This window comes from Pseudomonas gingeri, from assembly GCF_013386115.1.
Classification (GTDB): Bacteria; Pseudomonadota; Gammaproteobacteria; order Pseudomonadales; family Pseudomonadaceae; genus Aquipseudomonas; species Aquipseudomonas gingeri.
Genome location: NZ_JACAOR010000013.1, coordinates 161,096 through 185,643, shown reverse-complemented (window position 1 = coordinate 185,643; position 24,548 = coordinate 161,096). Strand labels below are relative to the sequence as shown.

Annotated in this window: 23 protein-coding genes and 1 other RNA gene; 11 read left to right on the top strand and 13 right to left on the bottom strand. The window is 63.4% G+C overall.

Annotated elements, in window-relative coordinates; translation table 11 throughout:
• Window positions 1-118 precede the first annotated feature (118 nt).
• Window positions 119-568 (bottom strand): EVE domain-containing protein, encoded by a 450-nt coding sequence (locus HX881_RS24955; protein ID WP_177087157.1) that lies wholly within the window; start codon window positions 566-568, stop codon window positions 119-121.
• Between the two features lie 185 nt (window positions 569-753).
• On the opposite strand from HX881_RS24955, the gene HX881_RS24950 reads away from it, so the two are divergent.
• Complete coding sequence (locus HX881_RS24950) at window positions 754-912, top strand: hypothetical protein (RefSeq protein WP_177087155.1); 159 nt, start codon at window positions 754-756, stop codon at window positions 910-912.
• A gap of 47 nt (window positions 913-959) precedes the next feature.
• Here HX881_RS24950 and HX881_RS24945 read toward each other — a convergent pair whose 3' ends face one another.
• From HX881_RS24945 to HX881_RS24930, 4 genes are all read right to left on the bottom strand, one after another.
• Complete coding sequence (locus HX881_RS24945) at window positions 960-1,565, bottom strand: 5-formyltetrahydrofolate cyclo-ligase (protein ID WP_177087153.1); 606 nt, start codon at window positions 1,563-1,565, stop codon at window positions 960-962.
• Between the two features lie 88 nt (window positions 1,566-1,653).
• A non-coding RNA gene (gene ssrS / locus HX881_RS24940) (6S RNA) lies at window positions 1,654-1,831 on the bottom strand.
• A gap of 31 nt (window positions 1,832-1,862) precedes the next feature.
• Window positions 1,863-2,180 carry a cell division protein ZapA gene (locus HX881_RS24935; protein WP_017125438.1) on the bottom strand — a complete coding sequence of 106 codons (318 nt, stop codon included), beginning with the start codon at window positions 2,178-2,180 and terminating at the stop codon, window positions 1,863-1,865.
• On the bottom strand, window positions 2,177-2,386 hold the full coding sequence (locus HX881_RS24930; protein WP_017125437.1) for a TIGR02449 family protein: 210 nt from the start codon (window positions 2,384-2,386) through the stop codon (window positions 2,177-2,179). Before HX881_RS24930 ends, HX881_RS24935 begins: the two co-directional genes overlap by 4 nt.
• A 164-nt stretch (window positions 2,387-2,550) precedes the next feature.
• Here HX881_RS24930 and HX881_RS24925 point away from each other — a divergent pair, with 164 nt between their 5' ends.
• From HX881_RS24925 to gcvH, 8 genes are all read left to right on the top strand, one after another.
• Window positions 2,551-3,105 carry a YecA/YgfB family protein gene (locus HX881_RS24925; RefSeq protein ID WP_017125436.1) on the top strand — a complete coding sequence of 185 codons (555 nt, stop codon included), beginning with the start codon at window positions 2,551-2,553 and terminating at the stop codon, window positions 3,103-3,105.
• A 26-nt stretch (window positions 3,106-3,131) separates the two neighbouring features.
• Entirely contained in the window at window positions 3,132-4,466 is a 1,335-nt protein-coding gene (pepP, locus tag HX881_RS24920; RefSeq protein ID WP_017125435.1) for a Xaa-Pro aminopeptidase, read from the top strand.
• The gene (ubiH, locus tag HX881_RS24915) at window positions 4,463-5,650 is read left to right on the top strand and encodes a 2-octaprenyl-6-methoxyphenyl hydroxylase (RefSeq protein ID WP_017125434.1); all 1,188 of its coding nucleotides are present in this window, start codon (window positions 4,463-4,465) and stop codon (window positions 5,648-5,650) included. Before pepP ends, ubiH begins: the two co-directional genes overlap by 4 nt.
• Window positions 5,651-5,740: 90 nt before the next feature.
• Entirely contained in the window at window positions 5,741-6,958 is a 1,218-nt protein-coding gene (locus HX881_RS24910) for a 2-octaprenyl-3-methyl-6-methoxy-1,4-benzoquinol hydroxylase (protein WP_167331628.1), read from the top strand.
• 106 nt (window positions 6,959-7,064) lie between these two features.
• Window positions 7,065-8,066, top strand: a complete 1,002-nt coding sequence (locus HX881_RS24905; protein ID WP_017125432.1) for an extracellular solute-binding protein — start codon at window positions 7,065-7,067, stop codon at window positions 8,064-8,066.
• Window positions 8,067-8,228: 162 nt separating this feature from the next.
• A complete protein-coding gene (locus HX881_RS24900) occupies window positions 8,229-9,845 on the top strand; it encodes an ABC transporter permease (RefSeq protein WP_017125431.1) in 1,617 nt (538 codons plus the stop codon).
• A 156-nt stretch (window positions 9,846-10,001) separates the two neighbouring features.
• Window positions 10,002-11,084: a glycine cleavage system aminomethyltransferase GcvT gene (gene gcvT, locus HX881_RS24895; protein ID WP_017125430.1), complete on the top strand. Its 1,083-nt coding sequence runs from the start codon at window positions 10,002-10,004 to the stop codon at window positions 11,082-11,084.
• A gap of 59 nt (window positions 11,085-11,143) precedes the next feature.
• On the top strand, window positions 11,144-11,527 hold the full coding sequence (gene gcvH / locus HX881_RS24890) for a glycine cleavage system protein GcvH (RefSeq protein WP_017125429.1): 384 nt from the start codon (window positions 11,144-11,146) through the stop codon (window positions 11,525-11,527).
• Between the two features lie 115 nt (window positions 11,528-11,642).
• Here the strand turns inward: gcvH and HX881_RS24885 are convergent, their stop codons facing one another.
• Window positions 11,643-12,782 (bottom strand): DegT/DnrJ/EryC1/StrS family aminotransferase, encoded by a 1,140-nt coding sequence (locus HX881_RS24885; RefSeq protein WP_177087151.1) that lies wholly within the window; start codon window positions 12,780-12,782, stop codon window positions 11,643-11,645.
• A gap of 428 nt (window positions 12,783-13,210) precedes the next feature.
• Here HX881_RS24885 and gcvP point away from each other — a divergent pair, with 428 nt between their 5' ends.
• Window positions 13,211-16,084, top strand: coding sequence for an aminomethyl-transferring glycine dehydrogenase (gene gcvP / locus HX881_RS24880; protein ID WP_177087150.1), 2,874 nt, complete (start codon window positions 13,211-13,213; stop codon window positions 16,082-16,084).
• On the opposite strand, the gene HX881_RS24875 is transcribed toward gcvP, so the two are convergent.
• The 6 genes from HX881_RS24875 to HX881_RS24850 form a co-directional block, all read right to left on the bottom strand.
• Complete coding sequence (locus HX881_RS24875) at window positions 16,075-17,001, bottom strand: fumarylacetoacetate hydrolase (RefSeq protein WP_177087149.1); 927 nt, start codon at window positions 16,999-17,001, stop codon at window positions 16,075-16,077. The two genes, gcvP and HX881_RS24875, sit on opposite strands and share 10 nt — an antisense overlap.
• Before the next feature lie 6 nt (window positions 17,002-17,007).
• On the bottom strand, window positions 17,008-18,285 hold the full coding sequence (locus HX881_RS24870; RefSeq protein WP_177087147.1) for an MFS transporter: 1,278 nt from the start codon (window positions 18,283-18,285) through the stop codon (window positions 17,008-17,010).
• A gap of 151 nt (window positions 18,286-18,436) precedes the next feature.
• Window positions 18,437-19,486 (bottom strand): type III polyketide synthase, encoded by a 1,050-nt coding sequence (locus tag HX881_RS24865; protein ID WP_042935089.1) that lies wholly within the window; start codon window positions 19,484-19,486, stop codon window positions 18,437-18,439.
• A gap of 215 nt (window positions 19,487-19,701) precedes the next feature.
• Entirely contained in the window at window positions 19,702-20,142 is a 441-nt protein-coding gene (locus tag HX881_RS24860; RefSeq protein ID WP_017125423.1) for a Zn-ribbon domain-containing OB-fold protein, read from the bottom strand.
• Between the two features lie 11 nt (window positions 20,143-20,153).
• Window positions 20,154-21,350 (bottom strand): thiolase family protein, encoded by a 1,197-nt coding sequence (locus HX881_RS24855; RefSeq protein ID WP_042935088.1) that lies wholly within the window; start codon window positions 21,348-21,350, stop codon window positions 20,154-20,156.
• A 29-nt stretch (window positions 21,351-21,379) separates the two neighbouring features.
• Entirely contained in the window at window positions 21,380-22,468 is a 1,089-nt protein-coding gene (locus HX881_RS24850; protein WP_042935087.1) for a hydroxymethylglutaryl-CoA synthase, read from the bottom strand.
• A gap of 456 nt (window positions 22,469-22,924) precedes the next feature.
• Between HX881_RS24850 and HX881_RS24845 the strand changes: the two genes are divergently transcribed.
• Window positions 22,925-23,527, top strand: a complete 603-nt coding sequence (locus HX881_RS24845) for a TetR/AcrR family transcriptional regulator (protein WP_103033105.1) — start codon at window positions 22,925-22,927, stop codon at window positions 23,525-23,527.
• Between the two features lie 48 nt (window positions 23,528-23,575).
• On the opposite strand, the gene phlG is transcribed toward HX881_RS24845, so the two are convergent.
• Complete coding sequence (gene phlG / locus HX881_RS24840) at window positions 23,576-24,454, bottom strand: 2,4-diacetylphloroglucinol hydrolase (protein ID WP_177087143.1); 879 nt, start codon at window positions 24,452-24,454, stop codon at window positions 23,576-23,578.
• Window positions 24,455-24,548: the final 94 nt, after the last annotated feature.

The following is a 24,548-nucleotide window of genomic DNA, read 5'->3' as shown; positions in this document are numbered from 1 at the left end:
CCTAGTCTGACCGGTTCCGCGCGGTGGCGGCTTGATGCCGGTCAAATGAAGGGCAAGCCTAACCTGATTGGCGGACCGCTGGCAGGGAGAATGTCGTGACCGGGCAGTTCCGCTCGTTTCAGCGCAAGGCCAGGACGGCCGCCCACTGCTGCGGCGTGACCGGCATCACCGACAGCCGGCTGCCTTTCTGTACCAGCGGCATCTGCTCGAGCGCCGCCTGCTGCTTCAGGTAGCCGAGGCCGAGCACCTTGGCGAAGGTTTCCACATGGCCGACCTGCAGCGCGCTCCAGGGATTTTTCTCGGGGGTGGCTTTCGGGTCGTGATAGTGGCTTTGCGGGTCCAGGGCCGTCGGGTCCGGGTAGGCCGCCTCGACGATCTTGCCGATGCCGGCGATCCCCGGTTCCGGGCAACTGGAGTGATAGAAGAAGAACTGGTCGCCGACCGCCATCGCCCGCAGGAAATTGCGCGCCTGATAGTTGCGCACACCGTCCCAGCGGGTCTCGCCGAGCTTGGCCAGACCTTCGATCGAGAGTTCGTCCGGCTCGGATTTCATCAGCCAGTAGGCCATGGTTTTGCTCCTTGGGCAGTTTGTCGGGCAATTTCTTGCACAAACCGACAGTCGGTTGACGTCAGCGTTTGCGTAGCGGTTCACGTTATCGCAAAATGCCGGGATTTTAAGCTTGACGCTGCTGCACGGCCTATAAAGAAAAACCGCTGCTGTCATCGTATGTGATTTGCCTAGGGGGGCAATCGATGAAACGCAAACCGGATTTACTATGGATTTTGGTTATTTTGTTCGGTTTGGGTGTGGTAACCACGGGTTACGCACAGGGCCTGTGGTCGGGCAAGAAAGACATCCCGGTTGAAATCGTCCAGCATCAGCCCCAGCAATCGACCCTGTTCAAGCGCTGATCCCGTCGCAAGGGCGTCGCCATCCCCGGTGACGCCTCGTCCCCCGTTTATTGCGCGATATACCAGGCACGGTCGCTGACCGTTCCCTGCAGCGGCACGTCCCAACTGGCCTGGTCCAGTCTCCCGACCTTCTGACATTCATGGGCCAGCCCCAGCAGGAGCGGCTTGCGCCAGCTCTGGCGGCGGGACTGATAGGCCAGGCTGCGGTCGTAGAAACCGCCGCCCATGCCCAGCCGTCCCCCCTGCGCATCGAAGCCGACCAGCGGCAACAGCACCAGGTCGAGTGCCCAGACCTTGCGCTGCGCGGCCGGATTGATCCGCGGCTCAAGGATGCGAAAACGGTTGGGGTGGAGCTTTTCCCCCGGACGAATCCGCTGGAACACCATCTTCGTTCGTGGCCAGGCGCTCAGCACCGGCAGGTAGGTGTGCTTGCCGCGGCGCTGGGCTTCACGCAGCAGCAGGCGCGGATCGATTTCACCGTCGGTGGGCAGGTACAGGGAGACATGGCGGGCGCGGCGAAACAGCGGGTGTTGCGCCAGTTGCCGATACAGGCCGCGCGCGGCCTGGCGCTGTTCGCCGGGCGTGAGGGCGCGGCGGGCCTTGCGCAGCAGTCGTCGAAGTTGCGGGCGGGAAAGCGGCGCAGGTTCGCTCATGGGATCAGGCTGTCGGCAATCGAGCGGCCAGGACGGCGGCTCGTGAAAGACCAACGCCGGCGCGATGGCCGGCATTGGACGATAATTCAGGCTCCCCGACGTAGCGCTGTCGGCTTAGCCCTTGAACCCGAAAGTTCAAGGTGGAAGTTACAGTAGACCTTAAGGCTTTCCGTCTAGCGGACATGCACACCGGCCCAACGTGTAACACCCAGGGTAGTGCGAATCGGCTCAGGGACATCACCAACTGGCAAGTACTCCAGGGAGTGACGCCAGTATACCTGAAAGTGGCCGCGGGAATCAGCCCTTGCTGGTATCCGAGTCGGAAGACAGCACCAGATCCACCCGATCCAGCAGGTCGCGCACCTGTTCGCGCGTCGAGCCGCTGGCCTGCACATCAGGGCGTTCCTGCTTGTGCAGCAGGTCATGGGTAATGTTCAGCGCGGCCATCACGGCGATGCGATCGGCGCCGATGACTTTTCCGCTGCTGCGGATTTCGCGCATCTTGCCGTCCAGGTAGCGGGCGGCGCTGACCAGGTTGCTGCGTTCTTCCTGGGGGCAGATGATCGAGTACTCTTTGTCGAGGATCTGCACGGTAACGTTATTGCTTGAACTCATGAGTCTTGCTCCAGGGCCTTGAGGCGCGAAATCATCGATTCGACCTTACGCCGGGCGATTTCGTTCTTTTCAATAAGGTGTGCGCGCTCCTCGCGCCAGGTTTTTTCCTGAGCTAGTAGGAGTCCGTTTTGGCTTTTAAGTTGCTCGACCCGGGTAATCAGCAGTTCGAGTCTGGCCATCAGCGCGTGCAGGTCGGTGTCTTCCATTCGTTATCTACTTTGGTGTCCACTGAATATGACGAGCGGCATGCAGGTCGTCGCTGGAGCGCTTGGCAAACGAGTTATCCGCCTTGATGGTCTTGGCGTGTTCCCGAATGCTAGGATACAAGGCCTTCATTCTAGACATTGCGCCGTTCGGCGCCTAGCCGCCCATGCCTATTCAGAATTCCCCGTACAACGCCTTTGCCACCCTGCTGAGCACCAGCGGTCATCCGGTCTCTCCCGCCGAACTGCACGGGCTGTTGCTCGGCCGCAGTTGTGCCGGTGCCGGCTTCGAAGCCGACAGCTGGCTGGTGGATGCCGCCGAACTGCTCGAAGGCGAACCGCAGGACAACGTGCGCAACGCCCTGGTCGGCTTGCAGGAGATGGTCAAGGGCGAGCTTACCAGCGACGACATGACCGTTGTCCTGCTGTTGCCGAGCGACGATGCGCCGCTCACCGAGCGGGCGATTGCCCTGGGCCAGTGGTGCCAGGGTTTCCTCGCCGGTTTCGGCCTGACCTACCGCGCCAACGCCCTGAGCATCGAGGCCACCGAGGTGCTGCAGGACCTCGCGGCCATCGCTCAGGTCCAGGACGCGCTGGAAGAGTCCGACGACGGCGAGAACGACTACATGGAAGTCATGGAGTACCTGCGCGTCGCACCGCTGCTGCTGTTCACCGAGGTCAACAAAGCGGTTGAGCCGGCTGCCAAGCCTTCGTTGCACTGAGCCAGGACAGGGAGTTCCATCTGCCCATGATTCATATCCCCAAAGCGGAATACGCCCGGCGCCGCAAGGCGTTGATGGCGCAGATGGAACCCAACAGCATCGCGATCCTGCCGGCCGCCGCCGTGGCGATCCGCAATCGCGATGTCGAGCATGTCTACCGCCAGGACAGCGATTTCCAGTACCTCAGCGGTTTCCCCGAGCCCCAGGCGGTGATCGTGCTGATCCCCGGCCGGGCCCACGGCGAATACGTGCTGTTCTGCCGCGAGCGCAATGTCGAGCGTGAACTCTGGGACGGCCTGCGCGCCGGCCAGGAGGGCGCGATCCGCGATTTCGGCGCGGACGACGCGTTCCCCATCAATGATATCGACGACATCCTGCCGGGCCTGATCGAAGGGCGCGACCGGGTCTATTCGGCGATGGGCAGCAACCCGGAGTTTGACCGCCACCTGATGGACTGGATCAATGTGATCCGCTCCAAGGCGCACCTCGGCGCGCAGCCGCCGAACGAATTCGTTGCCCTGGATCATCTGCTGCACGACATGCGCCTGTATAAATCGGCGGCGGAAGTGAAGGTGATGCGCGAGGCCGCGGCGATTTCCGCCCGCGCCCATGTGCGCGCCATGCAGGCCAGCCGTGCCGGCCTGCACGAGTTCAGCCTGGAAGCCGAGCTGGACTACGAGTTCCGCAAGGGCGGGGCGAAGATGCCGGCCTACGGCTCCATCGTCGCCGCCGGACGCAACAGCTGCATCCTGCACTACCAGCAGAATGACGCATTGCTCAAGGATGGCGACCTGGTGCTGATCGACGCCGGTTGCGAGATCGACTGCTATGCCAGCGACATCACCCGTACCTGGCCGGTCAGCGGCAAGTTCTCGCCCGAACAGAAGGCGATCTATGAGCTGGTGCTGGCTGCCCAGGAAGCGGCGTTCGCCGAGATCGCGCCGAACAAGCACTGGAACCAGGCGCACGAGGCCACGGTGCGGGTGATTACCAGCGGGCTGGTGGCGCTGGGACTGTTGCACGGCGATGTCGACGAGCTGATCGACGGCGAGGCCTACAAGGCCTTCTACATGCACCGCGCCGGCCACTGGCTGGGGATGGATGTGCATGATGTCGGCGAGTACAAGGTCGGCGGCGAATGGCGCGTGCTGGAGGTCGGCATGGCGCTGACGGTGGAGCCGGGGATCTATATTTCCCCGGACAACCAGGACGTGGCGAAGAAATGGCGCGGCATTGGCGTGCGCATCGAGGACGACGTGGTGGTGACCAAGCAAGGTTGTGAAATCCTGACCGGCGGCGTGCCCAAGACCGTTGCCGAGATCGAGGCCCTGATGGCTGCGGCCCGGACCGAAGCGGCATGAGCCGGGTCAATCTGGCGATCATCGGCGGCGGCCTGGTCGGTGCCAGCCTGGCGCTGGCGTTGCAGGCCGGGGCCAGGGCACGGGGCTGGAAGATCGTGCTGATCGAGCCCTTCGCCCCCGGCGACAGTTACCAGCCGAGCTACGACGCCCGCTCCTCGGCGCTGTCCTTCGGTGCCCGGCAGATCTACGAACGCCTTGGCCTGTGGCAAGCGATTGCGCAGCGGGCCGAGCCGATCAAGCAGATTCACGTGTCCGATCGCGGACGTTTCTCCACGGCGCGGCTGTCGGCCATCGAGGAAGGGGTTCCGGCCCTGGGCTACGTGGTCGAGAACGCCTGGCTCGGCCAATGCCTCTGGCAGGGACTGGACCGGGAGGTGGTCAGCTGGCGTTGTCCGGCCGAGGTCACCCGCCTGCAGCCGCTGGAAGACGGCTACCGCCTGACCCTCAACGATGAAACCGTGCTCGAGTGCGATCTGGCGGTGCTGGCCGATGGCGGCCGCTCCGGCCTGCGCGAGCAACTGGGCATCGGTGTGCGCAAGCGGCCGTACAACCAGAGTGCGCTGATCGCCAATATTTCGCCGAGCGAGGCCCATCACGGCATGGCCTTCGAGCGGTTTACCGATGAAGGGCCGATGGCCTTGCTGCCGCTGCCGGACAATCGCTGTGCGCTGGTCTGGACCCGCCTCGGGATGGACGCCCAGCGGCTGGCGGAGCTCGATGAACGCAGCTTCCTCAGTGAATTGCAGGGTGTATTCGGTTATCGCCTCGGCACCTTGAAGCAAGTCGGTGCGCGGCACCTGTACCCGCTGACGCTGGTGGAGGCCGAGGAGCAGGTCCGTCCGCACCTGGCGGTGCTGGGTAACGCGGCCCACAGCCTGCACCCGATTGCCGGGCAGGGCTTCAACCTGTCCCTGCGCGACGCCCAGGCGCTGGCGGATGCCCTGCTGGCCAGTGAGGCGGGGCTGGGCGACTTCGCCACCCTGCGCGGTTACCAGGAGCGCCAGCGCCTGGACCAGACGCTGACCGTCGGCTTCTCCGACCAGGTCACCCGGCTGTTCGGCACGGCACAGCCGCTGGTGGCCCTGGGGCGCAATCTCGGCCTGCTCGGCCTCGACCTGCTGCCGCCGGCCAAGCGCTGGTTCGCCCGCCAGGCCATGGGCCTGGGTACCCGTTCCGATGCCTAGTCACTGCATCCATACGCCGATCCCTGCAGGAGCCGGCTTGCCGGCTCCTGCAAGGTCCGTCTAACTTTCACTAAGGCTTAAAGCATGGAAATGCGCGCAGATGTGCTGATCGTCGGAGCCGGGATGGTCGGCAGTGCCCTGGCCCTCGCCCTGAAAGACAGCGGGCTGGAAGTACTGTTGCTCGATGGCGGTCCGATGAGCGTCAAGCCGTTCGACCCGCAGGCAGCGTTCGAACCCCGGGTGAGTGCCCTGTCGGCCGCCAGCCAGCGCATCCTCGAGCGCCTGGGCGTGTGGTCGGGCATTGCCGGCCGGCGCGCCAGTCCCTACCGCGACATGCAGGTCTGGGACGGCAGCGGCACCGGACAGATCCACTTCTCGGCGGCCAGCGTGCATGCCGATGTGCTCGGGCATATCGTCGAGAACCGGGTGGTCCAGGACGCCTTGCTCGACCGCCTGCACGATTGCGACATGGGCCTGCTGGCCAATGCGCGGCTGGAGCAGATGCGCCGCTCCGGCGATGACTGGCTGCTGACCCTGGCCGACGGGCGCAAGCTGCGCTCGCCGCTGGTGATCGCCGCCGACGGCGCGAACTCGGCGGTGCGCCGCCTGACCGGCTGTGCGACCCGCGAGTGGGATTACCTGCACCACGCCATCGTCACCAGCGTGCGCAGCTCGAAGCCGCACCAGATGACCGCCTGGCAGCGCTTTACCGATGACGGCCCGCTGGCCTTCCTGCCGCTGGAGCGCGATGGCGGCCAGGACTGGTGTTCGATTGTCTGGTCGACCACGCCGGGTGAAGCCGAGCGCCTGATGGCACTGGACGAGGCGACTTTCTGCCGCGAGCTGGAGCGGGCCTTCGAAGGTCGACTCGGCACGGTACTGTCCGTCGACCCACGCCTGTGCGTGCCGCTGCGCCAGCGCCATGCCAAGCGTTATGTCGCCGAAGGGCTGGCGCTGATCGGCGACGCGGCCCATACCATTCACCCATTGGCCGGGCAGGGCGTGAACCTGGGGTTCCTCGATGCGGCGGTACTGGCCGAGGTGCTGTTGCACGCGGTCGAGCGTGGCGAGCGGCTGGCGGATGTACAGGTGCTCAGTCGCTTCGAGCGTCGGCGCATGCCCCACAACCTTGGCCTGATGGCGGCGATGGAAGGTTTCGAGCGACTGTTCCAGGCCGATCGCCTGCCGCTGCGCTGGCTGCGCAACACCGGCCTGAAGATGGTCAACCAGATGCCGGAGGCCAAGGCCTTGTTTGTCCGCCAGGCGCTGGGCCTGAGTGGCGACCTGCCGGAGCTGGCCAGGGCCTGACAGTGCGCGGCAACATCTGGTAACGCCTCCGCGCCGACTTCGGTTGAGGTGCCAAATGTGAGTCACTATCATTTCGCGTTCATTTCGAATTCGAGAGATCGCTCCCATGTCGGCACCGAAGCGTCTATTGACGGCCCTGGCCCTAACCTTCGTGGCGGGCGCGGCCCATGCCGCCGACGAAGTGGTGGTGTACTCCTCGCGTATCGATGAGCTGATCAAGCCGGTGTTCGATGCCTACACCCAGAAGACCGGGGTGAAGGTGAAGTTCATCACCGACAAGGAAGCGCCGCTGATGCAGCGGATCAAGGCCGAGGGCGAGAACGCCACCGCCGACCTGCTGCTCACCGTCGATGCCGGCAACCTCTGGCAGGCTGAGCAGATGGGCATCCTGCAACCGTTCACCTCCAAGGTGATCGACGCCAATATCCCGCTGCAATATCGCTCGTCGGCCCACCAATGGACCGGCCTGAGCCTGCGGGCGCGGACCCTGGCCTATTCCACCGAGCGGGTGCAACCCGCCGACCTGACCACCTACGAGGCCCTGGCCGACAAGCAGTGGGAGGGTCGCCTGTGCCTGCGCACGGCGAAGAAGGTCTACAACCAGTCGCTGACCGCCACCCTGATCGAAACCCATGGTGCGGCCAGGACCGAGCAGATCCTCAAGGGCTGGGTGAACAACCTGTCCACCGACGTCTTCTCCGATGACATCGCGGTGCTCGAGGCGATCAACGCCGGGCAGTGCGACGTCGGCATCGTCAATACCTACTACTACGGTCGCCTGCACAAGCAGAACCCGAACCTGGCGGTGAAACTGTTCTGGCCGAACCAGGGCGACCGAGGCGTGCATGTGAACCTGTCGGGGATCGGCCTGACCCGGCATGCACCGCACCCGGAAGCGGCCAAGGCGCTGGTGGAATGGATGACCACACCTGAAGCCCAGCGGATCTTTGCCGACGTGAACCAGGAGTTCCCGGCCAACCCGGCGGTGCCGCCGTCGGCGGAAGTGGCGAGCTGGGGCAAGTTCGTGCCCGATGCCCTGCCGGTGGAAATCGCCGGCAAGCGCCAGGCCGAGGCGATCCGCCTGATGGATCGCGTCGGCTGGAACTGACAGGGGCGCCAGACAAAGCCCGGTCGCGACACAAAACCCTGTGGGAGCCGGCTTGCCGGCGATAGTATCGATGCGTTCTCCTGCCCGACCCTGTCGCCTGGATCGCCAGCAAGCCGGCCCCCACAGGGGGCCGGCGTGTAAACACCTGTTCTGAGAGCTCCCTTGGCCCATCCCGCCCAACGCCGCTGGTATCCCCTGGTTCTCGCCGTCGCGGCCCTGGTGCTGTTGCCGCTGAGCGTGCTGTTGCTGTCCTGGCAGTCGATCGACCTGCAGATCTGGTCCCACCTCTGGGAAACCCAGATGCCCCGCCTGCTGGGCAATACCCTGACCCTGGTGGTCGGCGTCGGCGTCGGCGTCACCCTGCTTGGCGTCAGTCTCGCCTGGCTCACCAGCCTCTGCGAGTTTCCCGGCCGTCGCTGGCTCGATTGGGCGTTGATGCTGCCCTTTGCCATTCCGGCCTATGTCCTGGCGTTTGTCTTCGTCGGCCTGCTGGACTTCTCCGGCCCGGTACAAAGCCTGTTGCGGGAAGTCTTCGGCAGCGGCCTGCGCCTGCCACGGGTACGCTCCACCGGCGGGGTGATCCTGGTACTGGTGCTGGTTTTCTACCCTTATGTCTACCTGCTGGCGCGCAACGCGTTCCTGGCCCAGGGCAAGGGCTTGATGGAAGCCGCCCGGGTCCTCGGCCAATCGCCCTGGCAGGCATTCTGGCGCGTGGCCCTGCCCATGGCGCGTCCGGCCATTGGTGCCGGCGTGGCCTTGGCGCTGATGGAAACCCTGGCGGATTTCGGCGCGGTCTCGGTGTTCAACTTCGATACCTTCACCACCGCGATCTACAAGACCTGGTATGGCTTCTTCAGCCTCTCCAGCGCGGCCCAGCTCGCCAGCCTGCTGCTGCTCGCGGTGATGCTGGTGCTCTACGGCGAGCGGCGGGCCCGCGGCGCCAGTCGTGCCGGCAACGAGCGGCCGCGGGGCAAGGCGCTGTATCACTTGCGTGGCCTGAAGGCATGGGTTGCCAGTGGCTGGTGCCTGCTGGTGTTCGCCTGCGCCTTTGTCATTCCGTTGCTGCAACTGGTGGTGTGGTTCTGGCAGCGCGGCCGCTTCGACCTCGATGAGCGTTACACCGGACTGATCCTGCACACCCTGTACCTGGGGGGCATGGCCGCGCTGATCACCGTCGCCGTGGCGCTGGTGCTGGCGTTCGCGCGGCGCCTGGCGCCGACCCGGGCCATCCGCGCCGGAGTCAGCCTGGCCAACCTCGGCTATGCGCTGCCCGGCTCGGTGCTGGCGGTATCGATCATGCTCGCGTTCAGTTACCTGGACCGGGAACTGGTGATCCCGCTGTCCGGCTGGCTCGGCGGTGCTGGCAAGCCGTTGCTGCTGGGCAGCCTGTCGGCCCTGTTGCTGGCGTACCTGGTGCGTTTTATCGCGGTGGCCTATGGGCCGCTGGAAAACAGCCTGGCGCGGATTCGCCCGTCGTTGCCGGAAGCGGCCCGCAGCCTGGGTGTCGGTGGGCCGCGACTGTTTTTCAAAGTGTATCTGCCGTTGCTGCTGCCCGGCACCTTGAGCGCCGCCTTGCTGGTGTTCGTCGACGTGCTCAAGGAAATGCCCGCGACCCTGCTGATGCGCCCGTTCGGCTGGGATACGCTGGCGGTGCGGATCTTCGAGATGACCAGTGAGGGCGAGTGGGCGCGGGCGTCGCTGCCGGCGCTGACACTGGTGCTGGTCGGCCTGTTGCCGGTGATCGGCCTGATCCGTCGCTCGGCTCGGCAAATCGGTTAGGTGCCAGGTCGGTCCCTTGCGGCTACAATGCGCGGCATTCGGTGCGGTCCGTCTGACAGACCGGGTGCTGGAACATGGCTCAAGGCCCCATCCATAAAGGGCTCAAGCCAATCCGACGCCTGTCCGCACCTTCGCCACGCCCGGAAGGAGAAACCCATGGGACAGCGTACGCCTCTGTATGACCTGCACCTCGCCCTTGGCGCGAAGATGGTCGATTTTGGCGGTTGGGATATGCCTCTGCATTACGGCTCGCAGGTCGAGGAGCACCATCAGGTGCGACGCGATTGCGGGGTCTTCGATGTTTCGCACATGACCGTGATCGATATCGCCGGCAGCCAGGCCAAGGCCTGGCTGCGGTACCTGCTGGCCAATGATGTCGAGCGTCTCGACAGCCCCGGCCGCGCCTTGTACAGCGCCATGCTCGACGAGCAGGGCGGGGTGATCGACGACATGATCGTCTACCGCATCGACGACGGTTATCGCCTGGTGGTCAACGCGGCCACCCGCGACCAGGACCTGGCGTGGATGAACGCCCGGATCGGCCAGTTCGACGTGCAACTGCTGGAGCGCCCCGAACTGGCGATGCTGGCGATCCAGGGGCCGCAGGCCCGGCACAAGATCAGCGAGCTGGTGACCCAGTCCCGTGGCCAGTTGATCCAGCAGCTCAAACCCTTCGAAGGCCGCAGCGACGGCGACTGGTTTATCGCCCGCACCGGCTATACCGGCGAGGACGGCCTGGAGATCGTGCTACCGGCCGAGCAGGCGCCCGGTTTCTTCAACGACCTGGTCGGCGCCGGCATTTCCCCGATCGGCCTCGGTGCCCGCGATACCCTGCGGCTCGAAGCCGGAATGAACCTGTACGGCCAGGATATCCACCTGGATGTCTCGCCCCTGGCCGCCAACATGGCCTGGACCATTGCCTGGGAGCCGGCGTCCCGCGACTTCATCGGCCGGGCCGCCCTCGAAGCGGAAAAGGCCCGCGGACCGGAGCTCAAGCTGGTCGGCCTGGTGCTGGAGGAACGGGGGGTTCTGCGTGCCCACCAGGTGGTTCGTATCGCTGACATTGGCGAAGGGGAGATCACCAGTGGTAGTTTCTCTCCTACGCTAAGCAAGTCGATTGCGCTGGCGCGCGTTCCCTCGGCGACGGCTGATCGCGCCGAAGTGGAAATTCGCGGCAAATGGTACCCGGTTCGCGTGGTAAGGCCGACGTTCGTGCGTCATGGCAAAACCCTGGTCTGATCTTATCTGGCGAGCCCGCGTGGCGGGTCCGCCGACACTTCTTCTCGAGGACATTGAATATGAGCGATATCCCTGCCGAACTGCGTTTTGCCGAAAGCCATGAATGGGCCCGCCTGGAAGCCGACGGTACGGTCACCGTGGGCATCAGCGACCACGCTCAGGAAGCCTTGGGCGATGTGGTGTTCGTTGAGCTGACGGAAGTCGGCAATGTGTTCGCTGCCGGTGATCAGGCGGGTGTGGTGGAGTCGGTGAAAGCCGCCTCCGATATCTACTCGCCGGTTGCCGGCGAGGTGATCGCGGTCAACGACGCGCTGTCCGGCGAGCCGGAGCTGTTGAACAGCGACCCTTACGGGGCGTGGATCTTCAAGCTCAAGCCGAACGACGAGGCTGACCTGGGCAAGTTGCTGGATGCGGCGGGCTACAAGGCCGCCATCGGCGAGTAAGAGGTACACTGAATTCTGTGGGAGCCGGCTTGCCGGCGATGAGGTCCTCAAGCCTCGTACTGTCCTCAGGGACGCCATCGCCGGCAAGCCGGCTCCTACAGTTTTTCATGCGGTATCAGCGTTTCAATGCTGTCTTGACCGCCGCCACGGCGCGCTCGACATCGGCTCGGGTGATCACGTTGAACATCGGCAACGAGACGATCAGGCGCCCGACGCGTTCGGCGACCGGGAACATGCCTTCCTTGAAACCGCGTTCGCGGTACAGGCTCAGCAGGTGGATCGCCGGGTAGTGGTAGCCGATACCGATGCCCTGCTGCTTCATGTCCTCCATGAAGGTCGCCCGCGCCGGCTGGCCATCGGTACGCTCCGGCAGGACCAGCTGGAACATGTGCCAGTTACTGTGGGTGAAATCCTGTACCGGTAGCTGCGCGCCGTACTGCTCCTCGAAATCGCCGCCGAACAGTTCGAAGTAGTAGCGGGCCATCTCCCGGCGATGGGCGGTGATGGCGTCGATATGGGCGAACTGGCCCAGGCCGATGGCCGCGGCGACGTCGGTCATGTTGAACTTGCCGCCGAGCACATCCACGTCCAGCCCGTCATGGCCGGTGCGGGTCACGCCCTGCAGGCGATATTTTTCCGCCAGGCGCGCTTCCTCGGCGTTGTTCAATACCAGGCAACCGCCTTCGGACGAAGTGATGTTCTTGTTCGCCTGGAAGCTGAACGACACGAAGTCACCGAGGGCGCCGATCTTCTGCCCGTGCCACTCCGAACCCAGGGCCTGGGCGGCGTCTTCGACGATGCGCAGGTTGTGTTTCTTGGCGATGGCGTAGAGACGGTCCATATCCACCGGCAGGCCTGACAGGTACACCGGGATGATCGCCCGGGTACGTGGAGTGATCGCGGCCTCGACCTGATCCAGGTCGATATTGCGGGTCACCGGGTCGATATCGGCGAACACCGGGGTGGCCCCGACTTCGATGATCACGTTGGCGGTGGCGACCCAGGAGATCGGCGTGGTGATGACTTCGTCACCCGGGCCGATGCCGGCGATGCGCAAGGCGATCTCCATGGTGCAGGTGCCGGAGTTGAAGGTGCGCACGGGACGGCCGCCGAAGTATTCCGACAACTGGGCTTCAAAGGCTGCCACCTTGGGACCGCTGGTGATCCAGCCGGACCGCAGGACTTCGGCGACCGACGAGATGGTCGCTTCGTCGATGGTGGGTTTGGAGAAGGGCAGGAAAGGAAGTTGGCTCATGGGGTCGTGACGTCCGATGTGAAGGCCGGGAAATGATCCGCAGGCGATAAAGGATAGACAGCTCGTGGCCTATACGGCTAGTTCGTTAGCTCAAATTCGGATGCCAGAAGTTCCTGACCAAGGCGCTGTGACGAGTCATAGCCCGCTATGGCGAGGAACAGCAACGCAGGACAGGGGCTTATGGCGCCGAAGTTGACTAACAGAACTGGCCACACAGGCCACTAGGCCGCGATGCTGTCGATGATACTGATTTGATGTGAAATTTCGGTTCTTTTTGCTGTCCTGATGCTGAACGGACGCTTCGCGGCGCCCCGGGAGGCGGGCTGCTATGCTGCTTGCACAGTGGCCGAAACGACGTGTCCACCCGTCGTCGTCTCGGTGATTCCCGTGTTGCCTCGACGCTGCGCGCCGCCAAGAGAGAGCCCGTCATGTCCCTATCGCCGTCCTTGAGCCAGTTGCGAGATCCCCAGGCTTTTCTGCGTCGTCACCTGGGCCCGGATGCCGCCGAACAGCAGGCGATGCTCGATGTCCTCGGGCTCGGGAGCCGGGTCGAACTGATCGAGCAGACGGTACCGCCGGGCATCCGCCTGAACCGCGAACTGGACTTGCCCGCGGCGCTGGACGAGCAGGCGGCCCTGGACAAGTTGCGCGGTTATGCCCAGCAGAACCAGCTCTGGACCAGCCTGATCGGCATGGGGTACCACGGCACCCTGACACCGACGGTCATCCTGCGCAATGTCCTGGAGAACCCCGGCTGGTATACCGCCTATACCCCCTATCAACCGGAAATCGCCCAGGGCCGGCTGGAAGCCCTGCTCAATTTCCAGCAACTGACCATCGACCTGACCGGCCTGGAACTGGCCAATGCCTCGCTGCTCGACGAAGCCACCGCGGCGGCGGAAGCCATGGCCCTGGCCAAGCGGGTGGCGAAGGCGAAAAGCAACCTGTTCTTCGTCGATGAGCAGTGCCATCCGCAGACGATTTCCGTGGTGCGCACCCGGGCCGAGGGCTTCGGTTTCGAGCTGGTGGTCGGGCCTGTGGATAACTTGAGCCAGCACCAGGTATTCGGTGCCTTGCTGCAGTACCCCGATACCCATGGCGAGATCCGTGACCTGCGGCCGCTGATCGAGCAATTGCACGCCCGGCAGGCGCTGGCCTGCGTGGCGGCCGACCTGTTGAGCCTGTTGTTGCTGACCCCGCCCGGCGAGCTGGGGGCGGACGTGGTGTTCGGTTCGTCCCAGCGTTTCGGCGTGCCCATGGGCTACGGTGGGCCGCACGCGGCGTATTTCGCCACCCGCGATGAGTACAAGCGGGCGATTCCCGGGCGGATCATCGGCGTGTCCCGGGATGCCCGGGGCAATATGGCCCTGCGCATGGCCTTGCAGACCCGCGAGCAACATATCCGTCGGGAAAAGGCCAACTCGAATATCTGCACGGCCCAGGTGCTGCTGGCCAATATCGCCAGCTTCTACGCGGTCTACCACGGACCCGAAGGGCTCAGGCGCATCGCCCAGCGGGTCCACCGGCTGACCTGCATCCTCGCCAGCGGCCTTGAGCGCAAGGGCATCGCGCGCCTCAACCGGCACTTTTTCGACACCCTGACCCTGGAGGTCGGTGGCAGTCAGACGGCCATCCTCGAAAGTGCCCGGGCGGCGCAGATCAACCTGCGGATTCTCGGGCGCGGCCAGCTGGGCCTGAGCCTGGACGAGACCTGCGACGAAACCACGGTGCTGCGCCTGCTGGATATCTTCCTGGGTGCCGATCACGGGCTGGACGTCGCCGAACTGGACGCGCAAGCCCTGGACAGCGGTATTCCGGACGACCTGCAACGCCGCTCCGCATACCTGACCCATCCGGTGTTCAATGCCCATCACAGCGAAACCGAGATGCTGCGCTACCTCAAGCAGCTGGAGAACAAGGACCTGGCCCTCAACCAGTCGATGATCCCGCTGGGCTCCTGCACCATGAAGCTCAATGCCAGCAGCGAGATGATTCCCATCACCTGGCCGGGCTTTGCCAACCTGCACCCGTTCGCCCCGCGCGAACAGGTCCAGGGCTACGCGGCGATGATCGAGGAGCTGGAACGCTGGCTTTGCGCGATTACCGGTTTCGACGCCATCTGCATGCAGCCCAACTCCGGTGCCCAGGGCGAGTACGCCGGGCTGCTGGCGATCCGCAAGTATCACGAAAGCCGCCAGCAGGGCGCGCGCAATATCTGCCTGATCCCGTCATCGGCCCATGGCACCAACCCGGCCTCGGCGCAGATGGCCGGCATGCAGGTGGTGATCGTCGAGTGCGACGAGGCCGGCAATGTCGAGCTCGAAGACCTCAAGGCCAAGGCTCTGGCCGCCGGCGATCACCTGTCCTGCCTGATGGCGACCTACCCGTCGACCCATGGTGTGTACGAGGAAGGCATCGGCGAGATCTGTGAAGTCATCCACCGCCACGGCGGCCAGGTGTACATGGACGGAGCCAACCTCAACGCCCAGGTCGGCCTGGCCCGGCCGGCGGATATCGGTGCCGATGTCTCCCACATGAACCTGCACAAGACTTTCTGCATTCCCCATGGCGGCGGCGGGCCGGGCATGGGGCCGATCGGCGTGCGGGCGCACCTGGCGCCTTTCGTCGCCAACCACCCGGTGGTGCCCATCGACGGGCCGTTGCCGCAGAACGGCGCGGTCAGCGCGGCGCCCTGGGGCAGCGCGAGCATCCTGCCCATCAGCTGGATGTATATCGCGATGATGGGGCCGCAACTGGCCGATGCCAGCGAGGTGGCGATCCTCGCCGCGAACTACCTGGCACAGCAGCTGGGTGGCGCGTTCCCAGTGCTCTACAGCGGACGCAATGGCCGCGTCGCCCATGAGTGCATTCTCGACCTGCGCCCGCTCAAGGCCCAGACCGGGATCAGTGAGGAGGACGTCGCCAAGCGCCTGATGGACTACGGTTTCCATGCCCCGACCATGTCATTCCCGGTGCCGGGCACCTTGATGGTCGAGCCCACCGAAAGCGAGTCGAAGGCGGAACTGGACCGTTTTGTCGAGGCCATGCTGCGCATCCGCGCGGAGATTGCCGAGGTGCAGAACGGCAACTGGTCCGCCGAGGACAACCCGCTCAAGCGCTCGCCCCACACCCTGGCGGATATCACCGGGGTCTGGGAGCGCCCCTACAGCATCGAACAGGCGGTGACCCCGACGGCTCACACCCGGGCGCACAAATACTGGCCGACGGTGAACCGGGTGGACAACGTCTACGGTGACCGCAACCTGTTCTGCGCCTGCGTGCCGGTGGACGATTATCGCTGAGCACCGGGGCGCTGTTGCAGGGCCGCCGCCCGCGCCGGCAGGCTGCTATCGACCAGGCGCTTGCCCAATGGATACAGGTGCAGCAGTTCTTCCTCGACGATGCGGTTGCTCATGCCCAGTTCCAGCTCCGGGCAATCGAGGTCGAGCCAGTCGCCGTGTTGCAGCGGCGCCGGGTTGTCCCGCCGCTCCAGGCCATGAAACACGTAGTGCAGCATGCCGGGCTGGAGGAACTGCTCATGCTGTTCGAGGAACGCCTGGGTATGGCGGCGCAGCGCCTGCCATTCCTTCAGTTCGATGACGTATTCACGAGAGGAAATCTGCGCGTCCAGGCGTTCGATACGGGCGTTGATGGACAGCCGGCACTGCATCTCCCCGAGAATCATGGCCGGGGCAATCGCGCATTCGCGCAGGCTGGCCTGCAGGGCATCCGGTGAATCGAGATTGCCGAGCAGCGGGTCCTGCACTTCGTTGCCGAGGGTGAAACCGACGAAACGCAACTTGCCAAAAGGATCGACCATATAGACGCAGACGATCCCCGGTTCGCTGGCGATGCTCAGGGCGTGATAGGGGATGTTCAGCGCTTCGCCATCGGTCTTGAGCAGGCTGCCGTTGCCTTTGTAGAACCACGCCTGGTTGCGCTTCGGGGTCGCCAGGCTGACCGCGCTGACCTGGGCCAGCAGGTTGTTGGCGGGCTTGAGCGGTGGCCGCAGGCTGATTTCCCGGGTGCTGGTGCTGGCCGGCAGGGACTTGAGGTGGTCGGCCCAGCCCAGGTGCCAGCGGCTGCAGTACTGCAGCGTCTCATACAACCCGCCCTGCTCGGGAAACAGCCGGGCGTTGCGGCCGGTCTGGAAATCGAACAGGCCGATGCCACGGTGCTCCTGCTGGCACAGGTCGAGCAACATCAAATAGTGTCCCATGATTCTCTACTCCTTCAGGGTCAGGCTTGCCGGCAACGCTTCCATGGGCTGCAGGACGGCGGCGGGGGCGCGTCGTGCCTGGCTGTCGCGCAGGCACAGTGACAACAGCAGGCCGGCGACGCTTCCGGCCAGGGCGACGTACAGAATGGATGGCAGGCCAAAATGAGTGGCGGCATAACCGGCGACGGCGGGGGATACGCCACCCCCGAGGATCTCGCCGAAGCCCACGACGATGCCGGTGGCCGTGGGCAGTAGCGCCGCCGGCACCGACTCGCTGGTCAGCGGGCCGACGGTCATGCAGATCAGGCTGAAATTGAAGAACGACAGCAGGAACAGCAACAGGAACAGCAGGCCGGTGACCGCCGGGCAGATGATCAGCAGGCCCACCAGTGTCGCGCTGGTCATGAATGAAACCATGACCACCGGCCGGCGTCCCAACCGGTCCGACAGCGCCGGAATGATCAACTGGCCGATGAAACCGCCGATGCCGATGGCGGAAATCACCACGGCCATGGACAGGGTTTCCAGGTGCAGGTAGTCCGTGAGGTAGCTGGGCAGCATCGCGCACAGGACGAACTGGCAGGTGAGGATGCAGAACATGATCAGGATGTTCAGGCTGACATTGCCGCTCCTGAAGGCCGCCAGCCAGTTCCGGGCATTGCCACGGGCTTGCCGTTGCTGCCCGGACAGCGGAGCCGGTCGATAGACCTTCCACAGGTAGGCGGCCAGCAGCAGGCCGGGCAGGGAAATGATCGCGAACACCGTGCGCCAGGAGTCGAACAGTTCCAGCAGGCTGGCTGCCAGCAGCGGTCCCAGGCACAGGCCGAGAATCGGAAACAGCGCCTGCTGGAAACCCAGGTTCTGCCCGCGTCGGTCGGGATGCGAGACCTCGTCGGTGACGATGATGCTGGTCGGCGTGAACGCGCCCTCGCAAAGTCCCATCAGGGCGCGAAGGAGCACCAGGCCGAACAGACCGCTGGCCAGGGCCGAGAGCCCCGCCAGCAGGGACAGCACGGCGATCGACAGGACCAAGGCGTTCTTGCGCCCCAGGCGATCGATCACGTAGCCCGCGCCGAGGGCCGAAAAACCCCAGGTGAAGGCCAGCGCGGCCGAGAGAAAACCGAGGTCCTGATAATCCAGGTGCAGGTCGTGCATGATCACCGGGAACAGCGGCAGGATGATAAAGCGATCAAGCCCGACCAGCCCGAAACTCAGGGACAGCAGCAGTACCATGCGTCGTTCGTAACGCCGCCTGGGCAGCGTCGTGTGATTGTCTGTGTTCATCGCTCATCTTCCGTGTGAAACCATGAACCAGGCGCAATGAAGCGCTGCGCCGTCTTGCGCGATGCCCGAGGGCGCGCGGCAAGCCCTGGCGTCGATTGACGGTCAGGGCTTGCGTAGCGGTTCCCCGTTGCCCGAGCGGATATCCGGCCTGTCAGGCCGCCCATTCACCCACGGACATTTCGGCGGTGAAGCCCGGACCGAAAGCCGCCAGCATGCCGACGTCGCCCGGATTCAGACCGGCCTCGAACTGTCGCTTGAGCACGTCGAACACCACCACGCTGGCGATATTGCCGGCTTCGGAAAGGCTGGTGCGCGACTGCGAGACACGGTTGGAGGCGAGGTCCAGTTGCAGGACCAGTTCGTCGAGGATCTTGCGGCCGCCGGTATGGAAGATGAAGAAGTCATTCTGCGCGCAGTTCTGTTCGAACGTGTCGTAGTTGAGTTTCTCCATGATCGGCGCGACATCCTTGATGGAGTTCATCACGGCTTTATCCAGGGTGAAGTGGAAGCCGGTGTCCTTTACATCGTATTTGATGTAGTGCTCGCTTTTCGGCAGGAAGAACGAGTTGGTCGAGTGGATCTTGAAACCCGCTGCCTGATCATCCGCGCGCAATACACAGGCGGAAACGGCGTCGCCAAACAGGGCGGCGGAAATAAAGGCATGCAACTTGGTATCGTTGGGCTGGTAACACAGCGAAGAGAACTCAAGGGAAACGATCAATACATGATTGCGCGCGTCCAGCTTGGCGAAGTCATTGGCCCGGTTGATGGCAGCGGCCCCGGCGACACAGCCGAGCTGGGCGATCGGCAACTGCACGGTGGAAGTCGGCAGGTCGAGGTCGTTGATCAGGTGCGCGGTCAGCGACGGCATCATGAAGCCGGTGCAGGAGGTGACTACCACCATGCGGATGTCGTTGACCGTCAGGCCCGCGTTTTCAATGGCCTGGCGGGCCGCGGCGGAGGACATCTGGCGGGCTTCGCGCTCATAGACGATGCTGCGGTGGGTGAAGCCGGTATGCACCGCCAGTTCGTCGATCGGCAGGATCAGGTGGCGTTCGTTGACCTCGGTGTTCTGGATCATGCGCTTGGCCACCGCCATGCGCGGATGGTCGGCGTGCAGGCTTTCCAGGTGGTCGATCATCTGTTGCTGGGTAATCTTGTTTTTCGGGAACAGTACGTGTGGGAGACAAAGAGTAGACATGATGAATCCTCGGCTATATATAGGCCAATAATGAGTATGGGGAGTCATTCCCCGCTTTTAAGACGAAGGCAGTCCGTAGCCCCTGAAGCAACAGGGTCTTAAAGGCTTCTGCAATATATGTAGAGGCCGTTGTTATAAAGCTGACGCACAGTTCTTGTTTTTGATGTCGGGAGGGCAGGGCGTCAATAACTGACGCCCTGCAAGTTGCAAGTTACTTATATGTCCAGGACAAACTTGTAGGCGTATTGCCAGGCCAGGTTGCTTTCCCGGACGTGCTTGCGCACGACCATGCGTACCGGCGCGCCGGCCTTGAGTTGTTCCGGGTGGGTGACGTCGACGATTTCCGAGGCGATGACCAGGCCATCGTCCAGGCGCACCATCGCCATGCAGCGCGGTACGGTTTCGCCGTAGCCCATGGCGGCGAGGATCGGGTTCTCGGCATGGGCCATGACTTCGATCTTGCCGCTGCGGGCACAGCGGTAGGGCTTGACGCTCAGCGAGTTGCAGGCTCCGCAGACCGTCCGGCGCGGGAAGAAGATTTCATTGCACTCTTCACACTGGCTGCCTTCCAGGCGGTATTTGCCGCCATGTTCGCGCCATTCGCGAAGCATGCTGGCGGTGGTCATCCGGTGGATCTGTTCGGGGTACATGGACATGGTCCGGCTCCTTAGTCGTTGGAAAGAACGATCACTGAGTTGTGGGCGGCGTAACCCCCCAGGTTCTGCGACACGCCGATGCGTGCGCCCTTGACCTGGTTGTCGGATTCGCCGCGCAACTGGCGGAACAGTTCGGTGATGTGCAGGATGCCGTCGCAGCCGGAGGCATGGCCGCGGCCGATATTGCCGCCGTCGGTGTTCAGCGGTAGCTGGCCGTCGATGGCGATACCGCCTTCGAGGACAAAGTCGCCGGCCTGGCCCTTGCCGCAGATGCCCATGGATTCCATCTGGATCAGGCCGGCGCCGAGCAGGTCGTAGACCTGCGCCACGTCGATATCCTTGGCGGTGATCCCGGCTTTCTTGTAGGCGATTTCCGCGCAGGCGATCGAGTTGGCCGAGACCGCCATGCCGACATCCTTGGGCAGGCCCGGGTGATGCAGGGTGGGATTGTGGAAGCGGGTACCGAAGTAGTGGGACACCCCGGTGTAGGCACAGCCACGGACGAACACCGGTTTGTCGGTGTACTTGTGGGCCAGGTGTTCGGCGACCAGGATGGCGCAGCCGCTGGCTTCGCCCCAGGCCAGCATCGAGCCGAAGGCTTCGCTGTTCTTCAGGGCCTCGAGGGACGGAATCGGCAGTCCGTAGCGGGTGGCATTGGGGGTGTTCTGCGCATAGATGCGCATCTGCCGGCCGAAGGTCGCCAGTACATCGGCCTCGCGCCCGGCGTAGCCGAACTTCTGGAAGTACTCCGCCGTCGCCAGGGCGAAGGCGTCGGTGTGGGAGATGCCGAGGAAGTAGTCGTACTCGCACTCGGTACTGGAGCCGATGTATTCGGCGTAGTTGAAGTGGTCGGTCATCTTCTCGAAGCCGCCGACCAGGACGATGTCGTATTCCCCGGAGGCGATCATCTGATGGCCCATCTGGAACGACACCGAACTGCTGGTGCAGTTGGCCGTGCTCATGAAGGTCGGTGCCGGGCTGATGCCCAGCGCGTCGGAGATCGTCGGCCCGAGGCCACCGTATTCCGAAATGCCTTCACCGTGATAACCGTAGGCCACACCCTGGATTTCCCGCGGGTGCATCCTGGCGTCCTTGATGGCTTTGTAGGCCGACTCGACGATCATTTCCTTGAACGTCTGCCGGACCCGCGAACTTCCCGGTTTCGGCGTGTAAGCGGCCGAAACGATTGCAACACGACGTGCGCACATGTTCATGCTCCTTGCGTAGACAGGCGAAATCAGAGGTAGGCGGTCAGAGCGTAATCGGCCCGCAAATACTTGAACTCGTATTTGATGGAAGTGCCGTAATCGACGTACAGCTTGTTTTCGAGCAGGTCGCGCAGCGGTTTGTTGTGTTTCTGGTAGGCCTCGATGGCCGGTGTGACGGTCAGGGCGATGGCGTCGCTGCCGGCCCCGAAACCGTAGGACACCAGCAGGATCTTCTGCCCCGGGCGTGCCTGGTCGAGCACGTTGATCAGGCCGAGCAGCGGGCTGGCGGCGCCGGCGTCCCCCACGCTGCCGGCGTAGATACCGGGTTCGACCTGCTTGGGCTCGAAGCCCAGGTGCCTGGCCAGGGAGTAGGGCGTGGACACCAGGTTCTGCTGGAACACCACGTAGTCGTAGTCCTTCGGTTCGGTGCGCAGCTTGGCCATCAGGCCTTCGGCCGCCCGGCGGGTCTGGTCTTCCAGGCCGATGCTGTTCTTGTCCGAGCCCAGGCCCATCCCGGAGCGGATGTAGCGGTCGCCTTGCGGGCGAATGTTGTCGGCGACGTCGGCCGCGCAGGAAAAGCTGCCGTCGAATTCGGCGATGACATTCTGCGTGCCCACCAGCAGCGCCGCCGCACCGGCACCGGCGTAGGACTCCGTGAGGTCGCCGGGGGCGGTGTTGCGGTTGATGGTGTCGGCGCCGATGGCGATGGCGCTGCCGGTCATGCCGGACGCTACCAGCGCCTGGCAGATCTGCAGGGCCGAAGTGCCGGACTTGCCGGCGAACTGTACGTCGGCGCAGTAGGCGTCGTAGCCGGCGCCGAGCATTTCGAGAATGACCGAGGCCGAGGCGCGGGAGTCATAGGGGTTGGTGCAAGTGCCCAGGTAGAGGGCTTCGACGCTGCTGCCGGGGACCTTGTCGAGCGCCCGCTGGGCCGCCAGGACCCCGAGGGTGATGACATCTTCGTCCGGTTGCAGCACCGCTCTTTCGGTCACGCCCAGCTGGTTTTGCACCAGGTGCAGATCGGTGTTCTTCCAGACGTTGATGACGTCTTCGACTTTCAAGCGACAAACGGGAACGCCGGTGCCGTAGCTCACTATCCCTACTTTTTTCACGTTCATTTTCCTCTTGATTCCATTCTTTGTCAGAAAACCCTGGTGGCGTCTTGCCAGACACCGTGAAACATACGGAAAACAGTTTGTAGAGCCCTGAGTCTTGGGAACGCCGTTTTATCCAGTGATTTCAACTACTTGGCGTTTTCGACCGATGGGTCTGAAAACGTGCCAAATATTGCCTTTTTACCTCTCAAGCTGCTATGATACGAAACGTATCGTTTGATTCATAAAACAAATGACTTGATTTCATAAGTGGAAAAAACAGCTGCCGACTGATGGGGGATGCCCTGAGCAGAAGGCTTTGTTTCCTGCACGCTAATGAGAAAATCGGAAAACAGATTGATCTAAGTCAGTCGTTCATAGTTTCATCGAAATGAAACGAAACGGACCGTTTCATTTCATTTCGAGGGAATCCTATACCTTGCGTTGCTTTTGTCAAGCACCCTGCCTGGAGATTTCACCGTGGCTCGTACACCCTCTCGCAGCTCCATCGGTTCCCTACGAAGCCCCCACACCCACAAGGCCATCCTCAGTTCGACGATCGAGATTCTCAAGGAATGCGGTTATTCGGGACTCAGTATCGAGTCGGTCGCCCGACGGGCGGGTGCCAGCAAGCCGACGATCTACCGTTGGTGGAACAACAAGGCGGCGTTGATCGCCGAGGTTTACGAGAATGAAAGCGAGCAGGTGAGGAAGTTTCCTGATCTCGGCTCTTTCAAGGCAGATCTCGACTTTTTGCTGCACAATCTCTGGAAGGTATGGCGTGAGACGATTTGTGGCGAGGCTTTTCGCTGTGTCATCGCGGAGGCCCAGCTGGATCCGGTCACCCTGGTCCAGCTCAAGGACCAGTTCATGGAACGGCGGCGGGAGATGCCGAAGAAGCTGGTGGAAAATGCCATCAGTAATGGTGAACTGCCAAAGGACACCAATCGCGAATTGCTGCTCGATATGATCTTCGGTTTTTGCTGGTATCGCCTGCTGACCGAGCAACTGACAGCGGAACAGGATATCGGGGAATTTACGACGCTTCTGATAAACGGTGTGTGTCCGGCGGGGCAACGCTGAGGCCTGGAGGTCATTCCGCCCGCCGGGCGGAATGCCTTGCCCGGTGATTCAGCTGGCGCTGAATTCCCGGTACAGATCCGGCAGGAAACTGGCCAGGTGGTTGAATTCGCACAGGTCGTGGACGGCGAACTCGTAGGCCAGGGTCTCCAGCTCCGCCTCACCCAGGCCGTTGGCCTGTAGCAGCGCCGCGGCGCGTTCGGCACCGGGGAAACGCGCCATCGACGGATGGCTGCCGACCCAGTAGCGGCTGGTCAGGTAGAGGCCATCCGGGGTCTGCTTGAACAGGTGGACCATCAGCGACACCGGCACATCCGGTTGTTCGGCGAGGCTCATCAGCGCGCTGACGCTGCCGTCGATCTTCGCATCCCGGTACAGCTCGGTGCGCAGGCCCAGTTTCTCCGGTTCCTGGAAGTGGATATGCAGGTGCATCAGGCGATCGCCGACATATTCCGAGGCGCAGAAGGTATTGCCGTACAAGCGCTCTTCGAAACTCAGGGAAGTGTCCTTGAGCCGTTCGTGATTGACGCAGGGATTGCTGACATGGGCATAGGGAAACCACAGGGTATAGCGCTCGGCCTCAAGCGGATGCCACATGAACCACCACTTGAACATCTCGGCGGTGCAGCCGGGAAAGAACTTGCGGCTCTGGACGTAGGCCATGGGCCCGGGCAGCAGGGCATAACCCGACTCGGCGCTGACGAAATCCGCTTCCAGCAGACGATTGATATCCTCGATACCCGGCGTCAGCGTCTGTTCCGGAGCCAGTGGTCCTTGCTGGATTCCGCGCACGGCAGACAGCGGAACCTGCATGTGCCCGCTGAAATACCTGGCGTAGGGCTTGTCCTTGATCGCCTCGCGGTTGCGCAGGAACAGCTTCTGCATCGGCAGGGAGAAGTAGGTGAACGGGGTCATGACGCGCGCATCCATTGCGGTAATTTCCTTTGGCTAAACGGCTGTGGACCTGACAGCATCTGTCGGCAGCGTCCACGCCTGTCGAGGGGAGTGGTTGATTTGAAACTAA

Excerpts from the sequence above, each read along its gene's own strand:
- HX881_RS24955 (WP_177087157.1), bottom strand. The coding sequence starts at position 568 with ATGGCCTACTGGCTGATGAAATCCGAGCCGGACGAACTCTCGATCGAA.
- HX881_RS24950 (WP_177087155.1), top strand. The coding sequence starts at position 754 with ATGAAACGCAAACCGGATTTACTATGGATTTTGGTTATTTTGTTCGGT.
- HX881_RS24945 (WP_177087153.1), bottom strand. The coding sequence starts at position 1,565 with ATGAGCGAACCTGCGCCGCTTTCCCGCCCGCAACTTCGACGACTGCTG.
- HX881_RS24935 (WP_017125438.1), bottom strand. The coding sequence starts at position 2,180 with ATGAGTTCAAGCAATAACGTTACCGTGCAGATCCTCGACAAAGAGTAC.
- HX881_RS24930 (WP_017125437.1), bottom strand. The coding sequence starts at position 2,386 with ATGGAAGACACCGACCTGCACGCGCTGATGGCCAGACTCGAACTGCTG.
- HX881_RS24925 (WP_017125436.1), top strand. The coding sequence starts at position 2,551 with ATGCCTATTCAGAATTCCCCGTACAACGCCTTTGCCACCCTGCTGAGC.
- pepP (WP_017125435.1), top strand. The coding sequence starts at position 3,132 with ATGATTCATATCCCCAAAGCGGAATACGCCCGGCGCCGCAAGGCGTTG.
- ubiH (WP_017125434.1), top strand. The coding sequence starts at position 4,463 with ATGAGCCGGGTCAATCTGGCGATCATCGGCGGCGGCCTGGTCGGTGCC.
- HX881_RS24910 (WP_167331628.1), top strand. The coding sequence starts at position 5,741 with ATGCGCGCAGATGTGCTGATCGTCGGAGCCGGGATGGTCGGCAGTGCC.
- HX881_RS24905 (WP_017125432.1), top strand. The coding sequence starts at position 7,065 with ATGTCGGCACCGAAGCGTCTATTGACGGCCCTGGCCCTAACCTTCGTG.
- gcvT (WP_017125430.1), top strand. The coding sequence starts at position 10,002 with ATGGGACAGCGTACGCCTCTGTATGACCTGCACCTCGCCCTTGGCGCG.
- gcvH (WP_017125429.1), top strand. The coding sequence starts at position 11,144 with ATGAGCGATATCCCTGCCGAACTGCGTTTTGCCGAAAGCCATGAATGG.
- HX881_RS24885 (WP_177087151.1), bottom strand. The coding sequence starts at position 12,782 with ATGAGCCAACTTCCTTTCCTGCCCTTCTCCAAACCCACCATCGACGAA.
- gcvP (WP_177087150.1), top strand. The coding sequence starts at position 13,211 with ATGTCCCTATCGCCGTCCTTGAGCCAGTTGCGAGATCCCCAGGCTTTT.
- HX881_RS24875 (WP_177087149.1), bottom strand. The coding sequence starts at position 17,001 with ATGGGACACTATTTGATGTTGCTCGACCTGTGCCAGCAGGAGCACCGT.
- HX881_RS24870 (WP_177087147.1), bottom strand. The coding sequence starts at position 18,285 with ATGAACACAGACAATCACACGACGCTGCCCAGGCGGCGTTACGAACGA.
- HX881_RS24865 (WP_042935089.1), bottom strand. The coding sequence starts at position 19,486 with ATGTCTACTCTTTGTCTCCCACACGTACTGTTCCCGAAAAACAAGATT.
- HX881_RS24860 (WP_017125423.1), bottom strand. The coding sequence starts at position 20,142 with ATGTCCATGTACCCCGAACAGATCCACCGGATGACCACCGCCAGCATG.
- HX881_RS24855 (WP_042935088.1), bottom strand. The coding sequence starts at position 21,350 with ATGTGCGCACGTCGTGTTGCAATCGTTTCGGCCGCTTACACGCCGAAA.
- HX881_RS24850 (WP_042935087.1), bottom strand. The coding sequence starts at position 22,468 with ATGAACGTGAAAAAAGTAGGGATAGTGAGCTACGGCACCGGCGTTCCC.
- phlG (WP_177087143.1), bottom strand. The coding sequence starts at position 24,454 with ATGGATGCGCGCGTCATGACCCCGTTCACCTACTTCTCCCTGCCGATG.